Raw genomic sequence first — 19,823 nt, forward strand, 5'->3', positions numbered from 1 at the left:
CGATGAATCTTAATGACTTAATACGATTCAAATTCCCGATGGTATCCTTATAATTCACATATCATTTGAGTCTTTTAATATTGTTGAGAACAACCGAATAACTCTCAAATAAAATTTAAAGCCACTAAAAGCCTTTACACAGAACATCCTACCTTTGTGAAATACTCAAATTTTCAAAAAATGGCTGATATACAGCACCTAAAAAATGTAGTATCGCAAGTGCGTCGTGACATCGTTCGTCAGGTTCACGCGGTAAATAGTGGACATCCAGGTGGATCACTAGGTTGCACGGAGTTTATCGTGGCGCTTTACAACGAGATCATGGATCATGATTCATCCTTTAATATGGATGGTGAAAACGAAGATTTATTCTTCTTGTCTAATGGTCACATATCGCCGGTTTTCTATAGCGTTCTTGCACATGCTGGTTACTTCCCTAAAGAAGAACTGAGCACCTTCCGTAAACTTAATTCTCGTTTACAGGGACACCCTACGACACATGAAGGCCTTCCAGGAGTGAGAATCGCTAGCGGTTCACTGGGTCAAGGTATGAGTGTAGGAATAGGCGCTGCACTTTCTAAAAAACTGAACAGCGACGATAAAACCGTTTTTACACTGCACGGTGATGGTGAATTGCAAGAAGGTCAAAACTGGGAAGCGATCATGTACGCCAGCGCTAATCACGTCGATAATTTGATTGCAACCATTGATGTCAATGGACAGCAAATCGACGGTAGCACAGACACTGTTCTTGCTCTGGGTGATCTACGCTACAAATTCGAGGCCTTCGGCTGGGAAGTTGTTACGGTACCTAAAGGGAACGATGTAGAATCTGTTATTGCTGGAATTAAGCAAGCTATCTCGCTTTCGCGAAAGCGTAAACCCATATGCATCCTGCTCCATACCGTAATGGGTCATGGCGTTGACTTTATGATGGGATCCCACAAATGGCACGGCATAGCTCCCAACGATGAGCAACTGGCAGATGCCTTGAGCCAAAACCCTGAAACACTGGGCGACTACTAACCACAAAAATCTAGCGCAGTGCGCGAGACATTATGAAGACATATACAAATACAGGAAATAAGGATACGAGAAGTGGTTTTGGTGCTGGTCTGGAAGAACTGGGCAAAACCAACGAGAACGTGGTTGCACTTTGTGCAGACCTTACGGGATCACTTAAAATGAATGCCTTTGCAGATGCTCATCCTGACCGATTTTTTCAGGTAGGAATCGCCGAAGCAAACATGATAGGAATCGCCGCTGGTATGACCATAGGTGGTAAAATTCCATTTACAGGAACCTTTGCCAATTTTTCAACGGGTCGTGTTTATGACCAGATTAGACAAAGCGTTGCCTATTCTGACAAGAACGTAAAGATATGTGCATCGCACTCTGGATTGACTCTAGGTGAAGATGGCGCAACGCACCAAATTCTTGAAGATATAGGGTTGATGAAAATGTTGCCTGGAATGATGGTGATCAACACCTGTGATTACAATCAGACTAAAGCAGCAACGCTAGCGATTGCAGATCACCATGGACCGGTCTATTTGAGATTTGGCCGTCCTAAGGTGGCTAATTTCACTCCAGAAAACGGCGAATTCAAAATAGGAAAAGCGGTGCAATTGCAAGAAGGTACTGATGTAACAATTGTAGCAACGGGCCACCTAGTTTGGGAAGCGCTGGAAGCTGCAAAACATTTGAATGAAAAAGGTATTAGTGCAGAGGTGATCAATATTCATACGATCAAACCTCTTGATGAAGAAGCGATCATTAAATCCGTTAAGAAAACCGGTTGTATCGTCACAGCAGAAGAGCATAATTACCTAGGCGGCTTAGGTGAAAGTGTTGCACGCACACTCTCACAGCATGTGCCAACACCACAAGAGTTCGTAGCGACGCAAGACACCTTTGGTGAAAGCGGAACTCCAGAACAATTACTTGAAAAATATGGCCTAAATGCAGAAAACATCGCGACAAAAGCTGAAGCCGTGATCAACCGCAAAAAGTAACATCTTTAAAATTGAGGTTTACGTTTAAATTGAAACCTCCATTTAGTTGAACAAAAAAGCCCTGACAGGAATCTGTCAGGGCTTTTTGATATATTAAAGTTCAGATTAAACCTCTGTCCTATTGTCTAGATAATCTGGAATACCATCACCATCCGTATCTAAGGCATCGTTAGGATTTCCATCACCGTTGGGATCTGCATTTTCATCTTTTGTTGGTATACCATCACCGTCATCATCTGCATCACGGTAATTATTGATACGATCTCGATCAGTATCATCAGCAAGATTTGCAGATCTTAAATCATCATCTTCATTCAAATCCTCAAAGATGGAAAGAATGCCATCTCCATCATGATCTGTAATTCTAACACGACGTAATTGAAATTTGAAAATCAAAGGTGAGTATGCTGGAATACCAACTTGCGTAGAGTTGAAATAACCAACACCTGAAGGCAAGAACATCGCTCCTATTCCACCGTTTGTAAAACTAACCGTTCCATCACCATTTGCGGTGCTGGTAGTAGCATCATTAAATCCAGAAACTCCTGTAGCAAAACCATCAATGGTAGCCGGCAAATCAAACCACACAGAATTTGTATTACTATCAAACACATTTCCATTTAGGAGTGTTCCCTCATAGTTGACAAGAGTACTGTCAGCATAAGTGGCTTGTCTAACACCTGACCCTTGTCTCACGTTCAAAACAAATATCTGATAATCTATATCATTGCGACGCAAGGTTCTTGTAATCACTTGTTCTGATAATGGAGTACGATCTGCATTTGTTCCCGCTATAGTATCAAATACGATTTCAAAGTCATCACCATCCGGTGTGTTTTGAAAATCATCTTGATTGTAAAAGTGCGTTCTTAAGTATGCGTTGATTTCTGCGAGGTCTTCATCATACACCTCTTGAGGATCTCTAATTTCAATAGTTAGATCGTCATCATCGCTACCACAGGACATTAAAAATCCAGCAATTGCTATGATACAGACAAAATTTTTCAAATAATTCATGTTTTCTTTTTCAGGCGCCAAAGATACTATTTTCGGCTATTTTTGTAGATGTAACGCTTCTATATAAGCTATCATATGCGCATCGATAAATTTTTATGGTCTGTACGATATTACAAGACACGCAGTAAAGCTACAGACGCCGCAAAGAAAGGAAAGTTTAAAATCAACGGCGATACGGTCAAACCAGCTAGAGATGTATATCCCGGTGATGTCATCACGCTGCGCAAAGACCAGATCGATTATGTGGTTGAAGTTCTGGATTTGCCCTCTAGCCGTGTAGGCAACAAATTAGTGGACCTATATAGAGTGGACCGCACACCTACTGAGAATTTTGAGGCGCGCAAAATGATTGAACTCAATCAGGATTACTACCGTCGCAAAGGTGAAGGTAGACCTACTAAAAAAGACCGGCGAGATCTTGGAAATTTGCTAAATGGCTCTATAGAAGAAGACTGATTCCTTACATTTGAGAGGATTATAAGTAGTTCGCTTTCGCGAAAGCGGGCTCTTTTCAAAAATTATCTAAGAAGTCAACATCAGTAAGAATATGGAAATTCTCAACCACGAGCAGGTGAATCACAAAATTAGACGCATCGCATATCAAATCGCGGAAGTCTACATGGAGCACGACGAACTCATTCTAGCTGGTATTGCCGACGGTGGTTACATTCTTGCCAAATTGCTTAAAGTCCAACTGGAACTCATTTGCGATTTCAAAATAACGCTATGTGAGGTGACAATGGACAAAAAGAATCCCAGAAATGCAGTTGAAACTAGCCTTAGTCCTAAAGAATATTCAGACAAAGGAGTCGTACTATGCGATGATGTGCTCAATTCTGGAACGACGTTGATTTATGCCGTACGGCATTTTCTAGATGTTCCCGTCAAGAAATTTAAAACAGCGGTTCTAGTAAATAGAAACCACAAAAAATTCCCAGTAAAAGCAGATTTTAAAGGGATATCCTTATCCACAACCATGGAAGAACATATTACGGTGGTCTTGAATAAAAATACGAGTAGCGTATCTTTAAGTTAAATCCAGTATTTCCAAAGCAATCGCTTGTGGGGTCTTGTTTTCGATTTCAACTGCACGATCTGCCTGGCTATAAAATGCAGATCTTTCCAGCAAATGCTTACCAATAAATTCTGCGAGGTCATCTTTATTTACAGTACCTGCAATTAAAGGCCTGTGAGACTTTTCTGGAAACAATCTTTCCGTAAGAAAGGGAACATTTGCTCTTAAGTAAACAGAAACACTTTGCTCCTTTTCATTAATAAGCGCCATATTATTATGGTAGCAAGGCGTACCACCGCCCAGTGATAAAACGATGGATTCCTTACGTTTTAAAACCGATTCTAGGTGTTTAAATTCCTGCTTTCTAAAGTAAATAACACCTTTTTGATCGATAATTTTAGAAATTGACATGCCTTCTTGTTCTTCAATATATAGATCCAAATCTACAAAAGGCAAAGAAGTCAATGAAGCAAGTACCTGTCCTACAGTACTTTTACCAGACCCCATATAGCCCAGCAGAATATAGTTGGCTTGTGATTTTTCCTCAATTTTCAATGGTTGGATTTTCTCTCAAATTTATAGGAAAAACATTAGTAGGTTAAGGAATATACGTTTTATATTTGCACCCGCATTTAGAAATGACGACTTGGTAGCTCAGCTGGTAGAGCATCACACTTTTAATGTGAGGGTCCTGGGTTCGAACCCCAGCCAAGTCACAAAGGCCGTAAGGCGCTAAAGTCCTTATTTAATAAGGACTTTTTTTATACCCGGGTGCTGAAATTGGTAGACAGGCACGGTTGAGGGCCGTGTGTATTTATACGTGTGGGTTCAAGTCCCATTCCGGGTACTGCAATCAAAGTCCTGATGAGTTTTCATCAGGACTTTTTTTATAGTTGGACTTGAAAGTATCTTAAGTGCAAGTAGTTTTTTGACGACCGAAATCCTAAAAACTCAAGCCTTCCACAACGAGTTATATGGCTATTATGCAGGCTTAAAATGACACAGATGAATTTGAAAATGTTTAAATTTATAATTCTTTCCTTAAACAAACCAAATTGATCAAAAGTAGCTTTTCCATAAAAGATTTAGAAAACCTAAGTGGTATAAAGGCACACACCATTCGTATTTGGGAAAAAAGATATCATCTACTTGAACCAGATCGCAGTGAAACCAATATTAGGTTTTATGACCTTCATGCTCTTCAAAAGATTCTGAATGTGAGTTATCTCAAAAATTCAGGGATGAAAATAAGTGCCATTGCTGCGTTAACCACAGAAGATATTGAGCAGAAAGTGAGAGACCTAGCTCAATCTGAACAAAAGCATAATCACCAACTTCAGGAATTGAAGTTAGCTATGATAAATTTTGATGAGAGCCTTTTTGAAAAAGTCTATGAAACTGAACTATCTCTCAAGAGTTTTGAAAAGATTTTTTATGATCTATTGGTGCCTTTTTTGGAAGAACTAGGCAACCTATGGCAATCAAACACCATAAATATAGCGCACGAGCACTTCATCAGTAATTTGATAAGACAAAAGCTGTTGATTCAAATGCAGCTTGTTAAGAAGAAAAAGAATGAGGATGCTGATAAATCGTACATACTTTTCTTACCCGAAAACGAAATGCATGATCTCGGGTTGCTATTCCTTAATTATAAATTGTTGATAGCAGGCTTTCATACCATCTTTCTAGGTGCAAGTATGGATTTGAACACACTGCCATTTTTCCAGCGTAATGGTAGCAACCCAACGTTTGTTACTTTTACTACGGTACAACCTAGTTCTAAGAGCCTGCCTAAATTCCTTAAAAAATTTAATTCCAAACTCAATAATGCTCCACTGGTGTTATTGGGTAGAAGAACCGGCGACTTAGATGGAAACCTCTTAACTCCCAATCAAAAGATATTCAATAGTATTGATAGTGCCATGGAATATTTTGAGCAACAACAACCAAAAATAGTATGAGTAAAAAGACAGCCGTAATAGGTTCAGGATTCTCTTCACTTGCTGCTGCATCCTATCTAGCAGCCTCTGGTCACGAGGTCACGATTTATGAAAAAAACGATACCGTTGGTGGTCGTGCTCGCAGGCTTGAAAAAGATGGATTCACCTTTGATATAGGACCATCATGGTACTGGATGCCTGACATATTTGAACGATTCTTTGCTGACTTTGGTAAAAAGCCATCTGATTATTACCATCTAGACAAACTTAATCCAGCCTATTCTGTTTACTTTGAAAATGATCGCATTCAAATAGGTGACAATCTGGACAAAATCAAAACGACTTTTGAGTCTATTGAATCTGGCAGCGCTGCAAAGCTTCAAGAATTTATGGACAAGTCCAGCGAGAACTATGATATCGCAATTAAAAATCTTGTTTACAGACCAGGCGAGTCACCGCTCGAGTTGGTAACGCCGCAAACAATTAAGAAATTGGGAGCTTTTATAGGAAACGTATCTAAGGACGTTCGCAAAAAATTTAAAGACCCTAAATTGGTTTCAATCCTTGAATTCCCAGTTTTATTTTTGGGCGCTACTCCAGGAAATACTCCTAGCTTCTATAATTTCATGAATTATGCAGACTTTGGTTTAGGTACTTGGCACCCTAAAGGTGGAATGTATGAGGTCATTCTGGGCATGAAGAAATTGGCTCAAGAACTAGGTGTAGTGATAAAAACGAACTCACCGGTCTCTGAGATTTTAGTCAATGATGATGATCGTGCAGAAGGTATTTCACTCAGTGGCGAGATTCATCTATACGATAACGTACTATCAGGTGCAGATTACCATCATACGGAAACCTTACTTCCAGAAAAACAGAGACAATATTCAGAAAGCTACTGGGAAAGAAAAACATTTGCTCCCAGCTCTTTGATTTTTTACGTAGGATTTGATAAAAAATTAAAAAATGTGGATCACCACAATTTGTTCTTTGATACAGATTTTACCAAACACGCAAACGAAATTTACGAAGATCCCAAATGGCCTGAGGATCCATTATTCTATGCAAATTTCACATCAATTACAGATTCCAGTACCGCGCCAGAGGGTTGTGAAAATGGATTTTTCCTAATCCCATTAGCTCCAGGACTTGACGATACTCCAGAATTAAGAGAGACATATTTCAAAAAAATAATGGATAGGTTTGAGAAACTAACCGACCAAAGCGTGATGGATCATATTCTTTTCAAAGAATCTTTTTGTGTCAATGATTTTAAGGAAGCTTACAATAGTTATAAGGGTAATGCCTACGGGATGGCAAATACCTTATTGCAAACTGCATTTCTTAGACCCAATTTAAGAAGTAGAAAGGTAAAAAGTCTTTACTTTACAGGTCAGCTTACTGTTCCTGGTCCTGGCGTACCGCCTTCATTGATTTCTGGTAAATTAGCTGCCCAATTGATAAACAAATACATCAATCGATGAAAAGTATTTTTGACGAAGTCTCCAGGCAATGTAGTCAGGCTGTAACTAATAATTACAGTACTTCATTCTCGCTTGCCAGTAAAATGTTGGGACCATCCATTCGCCAAGACATCCATAACATCTATGGCTTTGTGCGCTTTGCAGATGAAATTGTGGATACCTTCCATGATTATGATAAACGCAGTTTATTAGATCGATTTGAAAATGATTTGAGATTAGCTATTGAAGAAAAAATAAGTCTCAATCCTATTCTCAACTCCTTTCAAGAAACCGTCAATAAATACAATATCACTCCAGATATGTATGGTGCTTTTATACACAGCATGCGTTTGGACCTCGATAAATCAGTATATCTGACAGATGAGGAATACAGAAATTACATTTATGGTAGTGCAGATGTTGTAGGGCTAATGTCGTTGAAGGTATTCGTAAAAGGAGATCAACAAAAGTATGATGACCTCAAAGAAGACGCCATGCGATTAGGTAGTGCCTTCCAGAAAGTAAACTTTTTGAGAGATCTTAAGGCAGATTTAGATGTACTGGAACGCAGCTATTTTCCTAACACAGATCTTCATGATCTTAAGGAAGTTGATAAAGAAAGACTTATAGAAGAAATAAAAGCAGATTTTGATGCTGGCCTCAATGGAATACAGCGTTTACCTGTAGAGGCAAAATTAGGTGTTTATACTGCCTATATTTATTATAGAAGACTTTTGACAAGACTGGAGCGCACACCATCTGCAGAAATTAGAAACACAAGAATAAGAGTCCCCAACTACGAGAAAATCGGGTTACTCGCTAAAGGTTACGTTAGTTACCGTCTCAACCTCATATAACAATGCAAGTATTTTTCTGGATCGCGATCTTTCTGATTACATTCTTAATCATGGAATTCATGGCATGGTTCATACACAAATATGTCATGCATGGATTTCTGTGGAATCTACATGAAGACCACCATCATAAAACTCATGATAGCTGGTTTGAAAAGAACGATTGGTTCTTTGTTTTTTTTGCAAGCGTGAGTATCACTTTCAAATTATTACATAGCTTTTTAGACCTGTGGTGGGCTTTGCCTATAAGTGCAGGAATCTTTGCTTATGGAGTTGCTTATTTTGTAGTTCATGACATTTTTATCCATCAGCGATTCAAATGGTTGCGCAAGGCTAGTAATATTTATGCGCAAGGCGTGCGTCGTGCCCACAAAATTCATCACAAACATTTAGGAAAGGAAAAAGGCGAGAACTTTGGGATGCTTATTGTTCCATTGAAATACTTCAAATAAAATGTTGCGCGCAGCCGTCATAGGCTCTGGTATTGCTGGATTAGCAGCAGCATTGCGTCTCAAACACAAAGGCTACCAGGTAACCGTATTTGAAAAGAATAGCTATGCAGGCGGTAAGTTACATGCTATAGAACAAGAAGGTTTTAGATTTGATTTGGGGCCATCGCTTTTCACGTTGCCCAATTTAATGGATGAGCTTCACGCTCTATTTCCCCATGAAAATGTAAATTTTGGATATACCGCTCAAGAAACTGCATGTCATTACTTTTGGGAAGATGGCACTCAATTTGAAGCACCAGCAAAACCAAAAGCCTTTGCTAACAAAGCTTCAAAAGCCTTCAATGAGCCTGAAAAGGATATTGAGAAATACTTAGACAACAGTAAGGAAAAATACGAAACTACAAAATCACTTTTTCTTGAGAAATCGCTTCATAAAGCGAGCACTTACCTCCATCAAGACACTTTAAAGGCCATCGCAAAAATTCCATTGCTGGGAATCACTGGAACTTTAAATGGTTACAATCAAAAGTTTACCAATCCTAAATTGACCCAGCTTTTCAATAGGTATGCGACCTATAACGGCTCATCGCCCTACCAGACACCAGGTATTATGAGTATGATTCCTCATTTGGAAATTGGCCTTGGTACTTATTATCCAACCGGTGGCATGCATCGCATCTCCCAATCGCTGTATGAATTAGCAGTTGAAGTTGGTGTGGAATTCCGCTTTCGCGAAAGCGTCACTTCCATCAATCAAAAGGATAAAATAATTACTGGCGTTACTACAGATAAGAGTGATTACAATTTTGACCTTGTAATTTCCAATATGGATATTTATCCTACCTACAAAAATCTGATGCCTGATGTTAAAGCACCTAAGCGCACATTGGAACAAGAACGATCCAGTAGCGCTTTAATATTCTATTGGGGAATCTCACAGAAATTTCCGCAAATGGACTTACATAATATTCTTTTCAGCGAGGATTATCCTACGGAATTCCATCATATTTTTGAGAAGAAAATGCTTTTTAAAGATCCTACTGTTTACATCAATATCACCAGTAAATTGACGCCTGACGATGCTCCAGACGGTTGTGAGAATTGGTTTGTGATGATCAATGCGCCAGGAGATTATGGTCAGGATTGGGATCAACTGGTGGCTCAATCAAAGAAAAATATAATTTCAAAAATTAAGCGAACGCTTAATATGGACATTGAACCATTGATTCAAACAGAATATATTCAAACACCACAGGATATTGAAAAAAACACCAGCAGCTACCGTGGCGCCTTGTACGGTGCTGCAAGTAACGATAAGTTTGCTGCATTTCTAAGACATCCCAATTTCAATAAGATCAAAAACCTTTACCACGTTGGTGGATCTGTTCATCCTGGTGGCGGTATACCTTTGTGTTTATTGAGTGCTAAAATCGCCGCAGACCTAATTCCAGATGCCTCATGAAAAAAGCTGTCATCCTATTTTTATGGGTAATTCATGTAAGCGCATTGATAGGAATAGGCTTAGGATATGAGGATTTCTTTTTGGGAAAATCTCCATTCACTATGTTATACATAACGGTTTTGGTTTTTGCCTTTTTCCCGATTGTGAAAATTAAAGAACTTGCTTTATTTGCAGGGTTCTTCCTCGCCGGCATGACTGTGGAATGGCTAGGAGTTCACACAGGCTGGCTTTTTGGCGAGTATAGTTACGGTGAAAATTTCGGACCTAAGCTCGATGGGATTCCGTTTTTGATAGGGATAAATTGGGCTGTACTTACATTTACCACTCATATCATAGCAAAACGATGGCTCAAAAACCTATGGCTAGTTGCAGCTGTTGGTTCAGGCTTGATGGTTTTTCTCGATTTCTTTCTAGAGCAGATATGTGATTACGCTGGATTCTGGAATTTTACCGGTGGTGCCAGCTGGTTCAACTACGTTTGCTGGTTTGTCATAGCGTTTATACTACACCTTATTGCCAGCAAATTCAAACTCAATGGCGACTTTAAAATCTCTCTTCATATTTACATTGTTCAACTAATTTTTGCAAGCATCCTATGGATCATCATCAGTACGACATAGCGATCATAGGATTAGGAAATGCAGGTAGTCAACTCTTGCTGGCAATGATTAATCATCCTGAATTCGAGAATCACAAGATTTTGGTGCTTGATGATTTTAAAGGTGATAGCCTTGATAAAACTTGGAGTTTTTGGGAAAAGGAAACCGGTAAGTGGGATCATCTCCTTTCCAACGAGTGGAAATTGGGAAATTTCAGAACGGGTAAAGTTGACCTTGACTTTGATATGTCGCCCTACAGTTATAAAAAACTCAAGAGCCATGATGTTATCGCTTTCGCGAAAGCGAAACTCCTCAACCATCCCAACTACACCTTAGTCGAAAGTAGAGCAAATCAGGTCATCGAAAACGACAATTACGCTACCATCGTAACCGAATCAGGATCCTTTGAGACCAAGCTAGTACTAGATAGCCGAATTCCAAAAGCGTTTTTTGAGGACACACAATCAATAAAATTACAACAGCATTTTCTAGGTTGGGTCATAAAAACTGAATCTGAAGCGTTTGATCCTTTCAGATTTGTGATGATGGATTACCGCTTACGCGATCCAGGAACTACAAGTTTTATTTACATTCTACCGTACTCAAAAACTGAGGCTCTCGTAGAGTTTACCTATTTCTCATCAGACTTAGTGGCTCAAGAGGTTTATGAGACCTACCTCAAAACTTATTTGAAAGAGTATTTAAAACTCGATTCCTATGAAATCACAGCTACCGAGCAGGGCAATATTCCCATGAGCACCTATAGGTTTGAGCAACATCACACGTCACTGGTGCATAAAATAGGGACCGCAGGTGGTTGGGTAAAACCAAGTACGGGTTATAGCTTTAAACGCAGCGAGAAATTTGTTGACCAACTACTAAAAAATTATCTGGCTGATAAAACTTTGTCTGACGGTATGTTCAGCAAAAAGTTCCGGTTGTACGATGATATTATGCTGGATGTTTTGAAAAACCACAATGGTCGTGGTCATTTACTTTTTCAAAACTTGTATAAGAACAATCCAATTAGCAGAATCTTTTCATTTTTGGATGAAGAAACTACCTTCCTCGAAGAACTCAAAATTATGCTGCCGTTGACTTCCATGCCTTTTATTAAAGGCTTTTTCAAAAAGCTATTTTAGAAATTCTGGTATTTCAAAATCAGGCCATGTTCCTTTGATCTGATAAGGTTGAAACCTAGTAAATAATTCCTCCTTATACCATTGAAGCGCTTGCGTTTGTCTTATGGCATCTCGATGACTCTTACCACGGTAAGCAAACTGTTGAAGCGCTTCGACATTATTCCAAACGCTAAAAGTTGCCATCTGGGTAACAGGTCGCTCTCCTACTCCAGCTGTAAAAAGGAGATTGGGATTATCAATCAAGTCCTTTTGCGATGATGGAACATAATTCCAGAATTTGCGTAACATGGGTAGCTTGATCGTTGCTCTTGTAATAACCGCAACAAATGGATTTTCTGGGTTTAAATTTTCAGATTTCTCAAATGGATTTTGCTTTGACCAAAGCCCGTGAGCTTTTATATTTCTTAAATAAAAGGTTAGTTGATGGGCACTATGTTTTTGATAGCGTTTACCCAATTTTGAATTATCAAAATATTCAGCGGCATACGATGCATCCTTCCAAACCTGCAGAACACCATAAACCGAAAAATCAGGTCGTGGGTCAAAATTCTCCTTGCCACTTCCCAATAGTTTATAAAAACTCAATCCCTTAGTCCTTTTCAACTTTGCATGAGCAAATTGCATCATACCAAACGCCCATAATTGATCCTGCCAATTATCGTATTTGTAAAAAGTAAGCGTGGTAATTTGATCAGTGGATTCCATAGTCATTTACAAAGTTATGGATAACTTAGATCGTGGTCGTACAAAATGGTTATGGCTATCGCCATAGGTTGTATCTTTTTGGCTTTAAAATTTTAAAATGTTCAATAGCACTAAACTTCTATTTCTTTTTACGAGTCTAACCCTTTCTTCAATAAGCTGTGTCGCTCAAACCTATGCACGTCATGGAATGGTGGTTTCTGACAATAGTATTGCGAGCCAAGTAGGAATTAATATTTTGAAAAAAGGCGGCAATGCTATAGATGCCAGTGTTGCAACGGCTTTTGCACTGGCAGTGACACATCCAGCCGCTGGTAACATAGGTGGTGGTGGTTTTTTAGTCTTTAATCCAGCTAGTGGCGATGCTACGACAATAGATTTTAGGGAGAAAGCACCACTTGCCGCTCACCCTAAAATGTTTCTGGATGAAAATGGCGAGTTGATTCAAGGCAGTAATCATGATAGTGCAAAAGCCATAGGTGTTCCAGGAACAGTGGCTGGACTTTTTCTAGCACACAAAAATTATGGAAAGTTACCATGGAAAGAATTAGTGATGCCATCTGTAGAAATTGCCACCAACGGATTCCCGCTTACCTGGGCACTCTATAATGAAGCAAAATATTATCATGAATCAGACGATGCGACTTCGTTCTTGAAAAATTATTTTCTTGATGAAGATGAGAATTTGACTGATTTTGGAGGACTATGGAAACAACCTGAGCTTGCAGAAACACTTCAGACTATTGCAGATAAAGGTCATGATGGATTCTATAAAGGTGTTGTCGCACAGAAAATAGAGGATTTCATGAAGGTATCTGACGGTATCATTACCACTAAAGACCTTGAAAAATATCAAGCTGTAGAACGCAAACCTATCGTTTCTACTTTCAATGGCTATACCATCTACAGCATGCCGCCACCTAGTTCTGGTGGCGTCACAATGGCAGCCATGCTCAACATCATGGAGCTAGTAGATAAAGATAGTATTCCCTTTAATAGCACCGCTTACACTCACCTCATGATAGAAACCATGCGCCGCGGTTTTGCAGATCGTGCCGAATTTCTAGGTGATCCAGACTTTAATCCAGAATTACCTATAGAACGACTGATCTCTAAAGAACACGCGCAAAAAAGGTTTGAAAATATTGACATGGAAGAGGCTTCGATTAGTGATCCTAGCGAGTATGGTCATCCCTATGACGGCGAGAGTACGACCCATTTCTCGGTTATTGATCAAGATGGTAATGCTGTTAGTGTCACCTATACATTAGAACAATCCTACGGATCAGGCTTAGGATCTACAGAGCTTGGTTTTCTTTTCAACAATGAGATGGGTGATTTTAATCCAGTGCCTGGTGAGACTACAACTAACGGTCAAATAGGGTCTGATCCTAACATCATCGCCCCAGAAAAACGCATGCTCTCATCCATGAATCCTACCATTGTGACTAAAAACGGTAAACCACATTTAATTATGGGAAGTCCTGGAGGACGTACGATTATCAACACCGTGTTTCAGGCAGTACTCAATTCGATGTTATATGACATGAATGTAAAGGAATCTATTGAAGCAATGAAAATCCATCACCAATGGTTACCTGATGTTACCTATTATGAGGAGCAAAAGCTCTCACCAGATACTGTCAAAAACCTAACGGATATAGGACACAACATGGTTCCCAGAAATCAATTAGGCAGACTGATGGGAATCCAGTACGACGCAGACCAGCAAATAATCATTGGGGCTTCTGATAGTTCCAGTCCTGATGGAGCGGCAATTGGTTACTAAAATTATTTTCGTTTTGAGAAAGACTTTGAAGAGTGCGCTTTCGCGAAAGCAGAACATCAAAAAATCTATGCTTTTGAAGCTTGCTTTTCTATTTTCTATTTTTCTTTTTGCCAATTCTATTGCAGCGCAGGATAAAAATGAGAGAAATGAAAATGATAAAAGAATAGGATTGAATTTAGGATATTCTCAACAAGATAGATTTCCGTTTAATGATGAAGATTACTCACATATCACTCGATATATTAAGATCCAACTAGCACAAGAAGTATGGAGAAAGGATAGACAAGCCATGGAAATTCTAATTGAACCATCTATATATTTTGTCAATCATCAACTTTTAAACCTATTTTTCATCAAGCCAAAAGAGCCCAACTTTGAAGCGCAACGAGCCCTATTTACTCAGAATCGATCTTATAGAGAATATGCGCTCAACCTAGGGCTGACGTACAGTTACGACATCAATTCCCGTTTACTTACCTATGGTTTGATAAGTGTAGGCCCTATGACCGCAACAGCAGATACAGAGCGTCAAAGGAAAGGGTTTTCATTTTCAGATATTCTAGGTGCTGGGATGAGATATCGTATTCAAAACCTTGAGTTTGATCTTAGATTTACACTTAGACATGTAAGCAGTGCCAACCTGCGCAGGCCCAATAATGGTCATAATAGCGCTGGTGTAGAAGTAGGTTTTTCTTATCATTTGTGATAATTTTTGAAAATGGTGTGAAATTTGCTGAGTAGATTCCCACAACCCTACTTGATAAAAATGAAAGAAACTGCTTTAATTACTGGTGCCAGTAGCGGCATAGGAAAAGAAATGTGTATTCTACACGCGCAAGCATTTAAGGATCTAGTTATCGTCGCGCGAAATGAAAAAGATCTTAATGGTTTAAAAGCTCAACTGGAGTCTCAATATGGAATTACAGTACATGTTATTTCAAGAGATCTCACAGAACCGAATGCGGTCGATGAAATCATTGAAGACCTACGAAAAAATAAGATTGAGATACATTATTTGATTAACAATGCTGGTTTTGGTAGTGTTGGTGCCTTTGCAGAAAGTGAGTGGGACAAAAGCTTGAACATGATCCAACTTAATGTAATTGCTTTGACCAACTTATGCCGTAAGATTTTACCCCAAATGATAGAACGCAACAGTGGTAAAATATTGAACGTTTCATCCACTGCGAGCTTAATGCCTGGACCTTTACAAGCTGTATACTTTGCTTCTAAAGCATACGTGACATCTTTTAGCAACGCACTGTCAGAAGAACTTAAGAAAACAAACATCACAGTTACCAACCTAATGCCAGGTGCGACTGAAACGAATTTTGCAAAAACAGCTGGTCTTCAAGACAGCGCTCTTTTTGAGGATACTGCCAGCGCCGCTTCTGTAGCGCTTACTGGATATAAAGCGATGACTGGTGGTAAGATGGATGTTAAAGCTGGGATTACACTTGGACAAAGCATTATGCTCAAGGCAATACCATTCACACCTAAAAAGGTGATATTAAATCAAGTTCGCAAAATGCAGGAAGATCATTGATTTTGATTTGATTATCTCTCTTTGAGTAATGAGTATTTGTTAAGATCATATTGATTTCATTTGGTACTAATATTTATACTTGATTTCAAAATCTGATTTACGTAAAATGAATTCGTGAAACTCATAAACTAAAAAAGCGTTGCCAAAAATGGCAACGCTTTTCAATTTTAAAATAGCTTTATACTAAGCTGCGTTCTCTTCTTTGATCAAGTTAAGAGCACTTCCCTTACGGTACCATTTGATTTGTGCATGGTTGTAAGTATGATTTACTTTAAAGGTATCTTTGGATCCATCTTTATGAACTACCTCAACTGTCAACGGTTTATCAGGTGCGAAATCCTTAAGGTCAATGAAGTTGAAAGTATCATCTTCCTGAATTAAATCATAATCTGATTCATTCTGGAAAGTTACACCTAACATTCCTTGCTTTTTAAGGTTGGTTTCATGGATACGTGCAAAAGACTTAACGATTACCACATAAACACCCAAATGTCTAGGCTCCATGGCTGCATGCTCTCTAGAAGAACCTTCACCATAGTTATGATCACCTACAACTACTGTTGGAATTCCTTTTGCCTTGTAAGCGCGCTGTGTTTTAGGCACTGCGTCATACTCACCATCAATCTGGCTCTTGACTAAGTTCGTTTGCTTGTTATAAGCATTAACAGCACCAATCAAACAGTTGTTAGAAATATTATCCAAGTGACCACGATACTTCAACCATGGACCAGCCATAGAAATATGATCTGTAGTACACTTACCAAATGCTTTAATCAACAGTTTAGCACCCATGAGATTTTCTCCATCCCATGGCTCAAATGGAGTAAGCAGTTGTAAACGGTCACTATCTTCTGCAACAGTTACAGTTACATTGCTTCCATCTTTTACGGGAGCTTCATAACCTGCATCTTCAACTTCAAAACCTTTAGGTGGTAATTCAATACCTGATGGCTCTTCTAGCATCACCTCTTCACCATCTTCATTGATTAACTTGTCTGTCATAGGGTTGAAATCCAACCTACCAGAGATTGCAATAGCAGCAACCATTTCTGGTGAACCTACAAATGCGTGGGTATTTGGATTCCCATCAGCGCGTTTTGAGAAGTTACGGTTGAAGGAGTGAACAATTGTATTCTTCTCATCACCTTTCATATCACTACGATCCCATTGACCTATACATGGTCCACAGGCGTTTGTAAATATAGTAGCGTCAAGATCTTCAAAAACTTTTAAAATACCATCACGCTCTGCGGTGAAACGTATCTGTTCTGATCCTGGATTAATACCGAAATCAGATTTCGGTTTGATTTTTTTCTTTACGGCCTGTTCTGCTATGGAGGCTGCTCTTGTCAAATCTTCATAGGATGAATTGGTACAAGAACCTATAAGTCCCCAATCTACTTTTAATGGCCAGCCATTCTTTTCAGCTTTTTCACCCAATTGACCTACCGGTGTGGCAAGATCTGGAGTAAATGGACCATTTAAATGTGGAACCAATTCATCAAGATTGATCTCGATCACTTGGTCAAAGTATTGCTCTGGATTAGCGTAAACCTCATCATCTGCAGTAAGATATTCAGCTACTTTATCTGCAGCGTCTGCGATATCTGATCGGTCTGTAGCACGCAAGTAACGAGACATGGACTCATCATACCCAAAGGTTGATGTTGTCGCTCCTATCTCCGCACCCATGTTACAAATGGTTCCTTTACCAGTACAGGAAAGATTTTTTGCACCTTCACCGAAGTATTCTACAATAGCTCCAGTTCCACCTTTTACAGTTAGGATTCCTGCTACTTTAAGAATAACATCCTTAGCACTAGTCCAACCATTTATTTTTCCGGTTAGCTTGACACCTATCAGTTTCGGAAATTTCAATTCCCAAGGCATTCCTGCCATAACATCAACTGCATCTGCACCACCAACTCCTACAGCAACCATTCCCAATCCACCAGCATTTACTGTGTGTGAATCAGTTCCTATCATCATTCCTCCTGGGAACGCATAGTTTTCAAGAACTACTTGGTGAATAATACCAGCACCTGGCTTCCAGAATCCTATTCCATATTTATTGGAAACAGAACCTAAAAATTTAAATACCTCACTACTCACATCATTTGCACGGGCAAGATCCTTAGTAGCACCTTGCTTTGCCTGGATCAAGTGATCACAATGCACCGTTGTAGGTACGGCAACTTTATCCTTTCCAGCTTGCATGAACTGCAACAACGCCATCTGGGCAGTTGCATCCTGACATGCAATACGATCTGGAGCAAAATCAACATAATCCTTACCTCTTGTAAAAGGTTTGTCTGTAGTTTCATCCCACAAGTGTGAATAAAGGATTTTTTCTGAAAGTGTCAATGGTTTACCTACCAGTTCACGAGCTTTATCCACTCGTCCAGGCATGGTTTCATACACTTTTCTGATCATGTCAATATCAAAGGCCATATATATGTTTATTTATTAAAATCTTATTGTAGCGAATTTACGAAAATCTACTGCTTTTTTAAAACATTGCGGGAAACAAAGATCTATAGATCTAACAGCTTCTAATCCTTTGTTTTTAGCATTAATTATTACATTAATCGCAATAAATAATCTGGGTTTTGAGCGAATTCTCAATAATCAAAAAGGATGGTAAGTTGTTCGCTTTCGCGAAAGCAGGATACCAATTCATTTTCAACTTCTTAACGGCTTTTTAGCCAAATTCTAACAGCTAAAACGATTGCTATCGCATCAATAATATAGCCTAAATAGAATAGCGAGTATGATAATCCCATGTTAACTTCTCTCAAGGGAGCGCTTATCGCCACTGATAAGCCACCTAAAAAAAGTAATAAAAGTGGCAACGTATAGGAAGACATTTTTATAAAATCTGTGAAATCAGACTATCCTCAGTGTGACCTTCTGCTTCTGCTTTGTAGTTTTTGATAATACGGTGTCTCAAAATACCGGTTGCAACTGCCTTTACATCCTCAATATCAGGACTGTATTTTCCGTGAACGGCCGCATGTGTTTTTGCAGCCAGTATAAGATTTTGAGAGGCTCGTGGACCAGCGCCCCAATCTAAGTACTGTTTGATTATTTCAGGAGCGGTATCTGATTTAGGTCTGGTTTTTCCAACCAATTTTACGGCATACTCAATGACGTTATCTGCCACAGGAATACGTCTTACCAACTGCTGAATATCAACAATTTCCTGCGCGTTAAACAACGGATTAATTACCGGCTTGTGATCTGATGTTGTCGATTTGACGACCATCACTTCTTCCTCATACGTAGGATATTCAAGGTTGATCGCAAACATAAAACGATCCAGTTGAGCTTCAGGCAATGGGTATGTTCCTTCTTGTTCAATGGGATTTTGAGTAGCTAATACGAAATAAGGATTTGCAAGATCATAACCATGCCCTGCGACGGTCACTGACCTTTCCTGCATGGCTTCCAAAAGAGCAGCCTGTGTTTTAGGTGGAGTACGGTTGATCTCATCTGCCAGAACGATATTAGAAAATACGGGACCTTTAATGAACTTAAAATTACGGCTCTCATCAAGGATCTCACTTCCCAAAATATCAGAAGGCATCAAATCTGGTGTAAATTGAATACGCTTGAATTCCAATCCCAAAGCTTTGGAAATCGTATTTACCATCAAGGTTTTAGCAAGTCCTGGAACGCCAATTAAAAGAGCGTGACCACCAGAAAAAATACTTATTAGAATTTGATCTACCACATGATCCTGACCTATAATGATCTTAGAAATTTCTTTCTTTAATTCTTTGTGTCTTACTACAAGTTGATCAATCGCGGTAACGTCTGACATA

19 protein-coding genes and 2 tRNA genes are annotated in these 19,823 nt (G+C 39.2%); 16 read left to right on the forward strand and 5 right to left on the reverse strand.

The window, feature by feature from the left end; all coding sequences use genetic code 11:
* Positions 1-180: 180 nt before the first annotated feature.
* Positions 181-1,026: a transketolase gene (locus BLO34_RS07975; RefSeq protein ID WP_090754266.1), complete on the forward strand. Its 846-nt coding sequence runs from the start codon at positions 181-183 to the stop codon at positions 1,024-1,026.
* Between the two features lie 32 nt (positions 1,027-1,058).
* On the forward strand, positions 1,059-2,015 hold the full coding sequence (locus BLO34_RS07980) for a transketolase family protein (RefSeq protein WP_090754268.1): 957 nt from the start codon (positions 1,059-1,061) through the stop codon (positions 2,013-2,015).
* Positions 2,016-2,120: 105 nt separating this feature from the next.
* On the opposite strand, the gene BLO34_RS07985 is transcribed toward BLO34_RS07980, so the two are convergent.
* Positions 2,121-3,032, reverse strand: coding sequence for an FKBP-type peptidyl-prolyl cis-trans isomerase (locus BLO34_RS07985; RefSeq protein ID WP_090754269.1), 912 nt, complete (start codon positions 3,030-3,032; stop codon positions 2,121-2,123).
* A 75-nt stretch (positions 3,033-3,107) separates the two neighbouring features.
* Between BLO34_RS07985 and BLO34_RS07990 the strand changes: the two genes are divergently transcribed.
* The gene (locus tag BLO34_RS07990) at positions 3,108-3,488 is read left to right on the forward strand and encodes an RNA-binding S4 domain-containing protein (protein ID WP_090754271.1); all 381 of its coding nucleotides are present in this window, start codon (positions 3,108-3,110) and stop codon (positions 3,486-3,488) included.
* 91 nt (positions 3,489-3,579) lie between these two features.
* Positions 3,580-4,068, forward strand: a complete 489-nt coding sequence (locus tag BLO34_RS07995) for a phosphoribosyltransferase domain-containing protein (RefSeq protein WP_090754272.1) — start codon at positions 3,580-3,582, stop codon at positions 4,066-4,068.
* Here the strand turns inward: BLO34_RS07995 and BLO34_RS08000 are convergent.
* Positions 4,060-4,602, reverse strand: coding sequence for a shikimate kinase (locus BLO34_RS08000; protein ID WP_231959431.1), 543 nt, complete (start codon positions 4,600-4,602; stop codon positions 4,060-4,062). The two genes, BLO34_RS07995 and BLO34_RS08000, sit on opposite strands and share 9 nt — an antisense overlap.
* 88 nt (positions 4,603-4,690) lie before the next feature.
* On the opposite strand from BLO34_RS08000, the gene BLO34_RS08005 reads away from it, so the two are divergent.
* From BLO34_RS08005 to BLO34_RS08045, 9 genes are all read left to right on the forward strand, one after another.
* Positions 4,691-4,763: transfer RNA gene (locus BLO34_RS08005), tRNA-Lys, on the forward strand.
* Positions 4,764-4,812: 49 nt separating this feature from the next.
* Positions 4,813-4,894 (forward strand) — tRNA-Leu (locus tag BLO34_RS08010).
* 208 nt (positions 4,895-5,102) lie between these two features.
* Entirely contained in the window at positions 5,103-6,011 is a 909-nt protein-coding gene (locus BLO34_RS08015) for a MerR family transcriptional regulator (protein ID WP_090754274.1), read from the forward strand.
* The gene (locus BLO34_RS08020) at positions 6,008-7,474 is read left to right on the forward strand and encodes a phytoene desaturase family protein (RefSeq protein WP_090754276.1); all 1,467 of its coding nucleotides are present in this window, start codon (positions 6,008-6,010) and stop codon (positions 7,472-7,474) included. The genes BLO34_RS08015 and BLO34_RS08020 overlap by 4 nt, the downstream gene beginning before the upstream one ends.
* Positions 7,471-8,310, forward strand: a complete 840-nt coding sequence (locus BLO34_RS08025) for a phytoene/squalene synthase family protein (RefSeq protein WP_090754278.1) — start codon at positions 7,471-7,473, stop codon at positions 8,308-8,310. The genes BLO34_RS08020 and BLO34_RS08025 overlap by 4 nt, the downstream gene beginning before the upstream one ends.
* Positions 8,311-8,312: 2 nt before the next feature.
* On the forward strand, positions 8,313-8,759 hold the full coding sequence (locus BLO34_RS08030) for a sterol desaturase family protein (RefSeq protein ID WP_090754279.1): 447 nt from the start codon (positions 8,313-8,315) through the stop codon (positions 8,757-8,759).
* A 1-nt stretch (position 8,760) separates the two neighbouring features.
* Positions 8,761-10,221, forward strand: coding sequence for a 1-hydroxycarotenoid 3,4-desaturase CrtD (gene crtD / locus BLO34_RS08035; protein ID WP_090754281.1), 1,461 nt, complete (start codon positions 8,761-8,763; stop codon positions 10,219-10,221).
* Entirely contained in the window at positions 10,218-10,841 is a 624-nt protein-coding gene (locus BLO34_RS08040; protein WP_090754283.1) for a carotenoid biosynthesis protein, read from the forward strand. The genes crtD and BLO34_RS08040 overlap by 4 nt, the downstream gene beginning before the upstream one ends.
* On the forward strand, positions 10,817-11,962 hold the full coding sequence (locus BLO34_RS08045; protein ID WP_090754285.1) for a lycopene cyclase family protein: 1,146 nt from the start codon (positions 10,817-10,819) through the stop codon (positions 11,960-11,962). Before BLO34_RS08040 ends, BLO34_RS08045 begins: the two co-directional genes overlap by 25 nt.
* Here the strand turns inward: BLO34_RS08045 and BLO34_RS08050 are convergent.
* Positions 11,954-12,673 (reverse strand): DUF3291 domain-containing protein, encoded by a 720-nt coding sequence (locus BLO34_RS08050; protein ID WP_172823964.1) that lies wholly within the window; start codon positions 12,671-12,673, stop codon positions 11,954-11,956. The two genes, BLO34_RS08045 and BLO34_RS08050, sit on opposite strands and share 9 nt — an antisense overlap.
* A gap of 91 nt (positions 12,674-12,764) precedes the next feature.
* On the opposite strand from BLO34_RS08050, the gene ggt reads away from it, so the two are divergent.
* The 3 genes from ggt to BLO34_RS08065 are packed head-to-tail and all read left to right on the forward strand — an operon-like array spanning position 12,765 to position 15,999.
* Entirely contained in the window at positions 12,765-14,453 is a 1,689-nt protein-coding gene (gene ggt, locus BLO34_RS08055; RefSeq protein ID WP_090754287.1) for a gamma-glutamyltransferase, read from the forward strand.
* Between the two features lie 13 nt (positions 14,454-14,466).
* Positions 14,467-15,159 carry an acyloxyacyl hydrolase gene (locus BLO34_RS08060; RefSeq protein WP_157686734.1) on the forward strand — a complete coding sequence of 231 codons (693 nt, stop codon included), beginning with the start codon at positions 14,467-14,469 and terminating at the stop codon, positions 15,157-15,159.
* A gap of 60 nt (positions 15,160-15,219) precedes the next feature.
* Positions 15,220-15,999 carry an SDR family NAD(P)-dependent oxidoreductase gene (locus BLO34_RS08065; RefSeq protein ID WP_090754290.1) on the forward strand — a complete coding sequence of 260 codons (780 nt, stop codon included), beginning with the start codon at positions 15,220-15,222 and terminating at the stop codon, positions 15,997-15,999.
* A gap of 183 nt (positions 16,000-16,182) precedes the next feature.
* On the opposite strand, the gene BLO34_RS08070 is transcribed toward BLO34_RS08065, so the two are convergent.
* The gene (locus tag BLO34_RS08070; protein ID WP_090754293.1) at positions 16,183-18,450 is read right to left on the reverse strand and encodes an aconitate hydratase; all 2,268 of its coding nucleotides are present in this window, start codon (positions 18,448-18,450) and stop codon (positions 16,183-16,185) included.
* Between the two features lie 418 nt (positions 18,451-18,868).
* The gene (locus BLO34_RS08075) at positions 18,869-19,822 is read right to left on the reverse strand and encodes an AAA family ATPase (RefSeq protein WP_090754295.1); all 954 of its coding nucleotides are present in this window, start codon (positions 19,820-19,822) and stop codon (positions 18,869-18,871) included.
* Between the last annotated feature and the right edge of the window lies 1 nt (position 19,823).

Source organism: Nonlabens sp. Hel1_33_55 (assembly GCF_900101765.1).
Classification (GTDB): Bacteria; Bacteroidota; Bacteroidia; order Flavobacteriales; family Flavobacteriaceae; genus Nonlabens.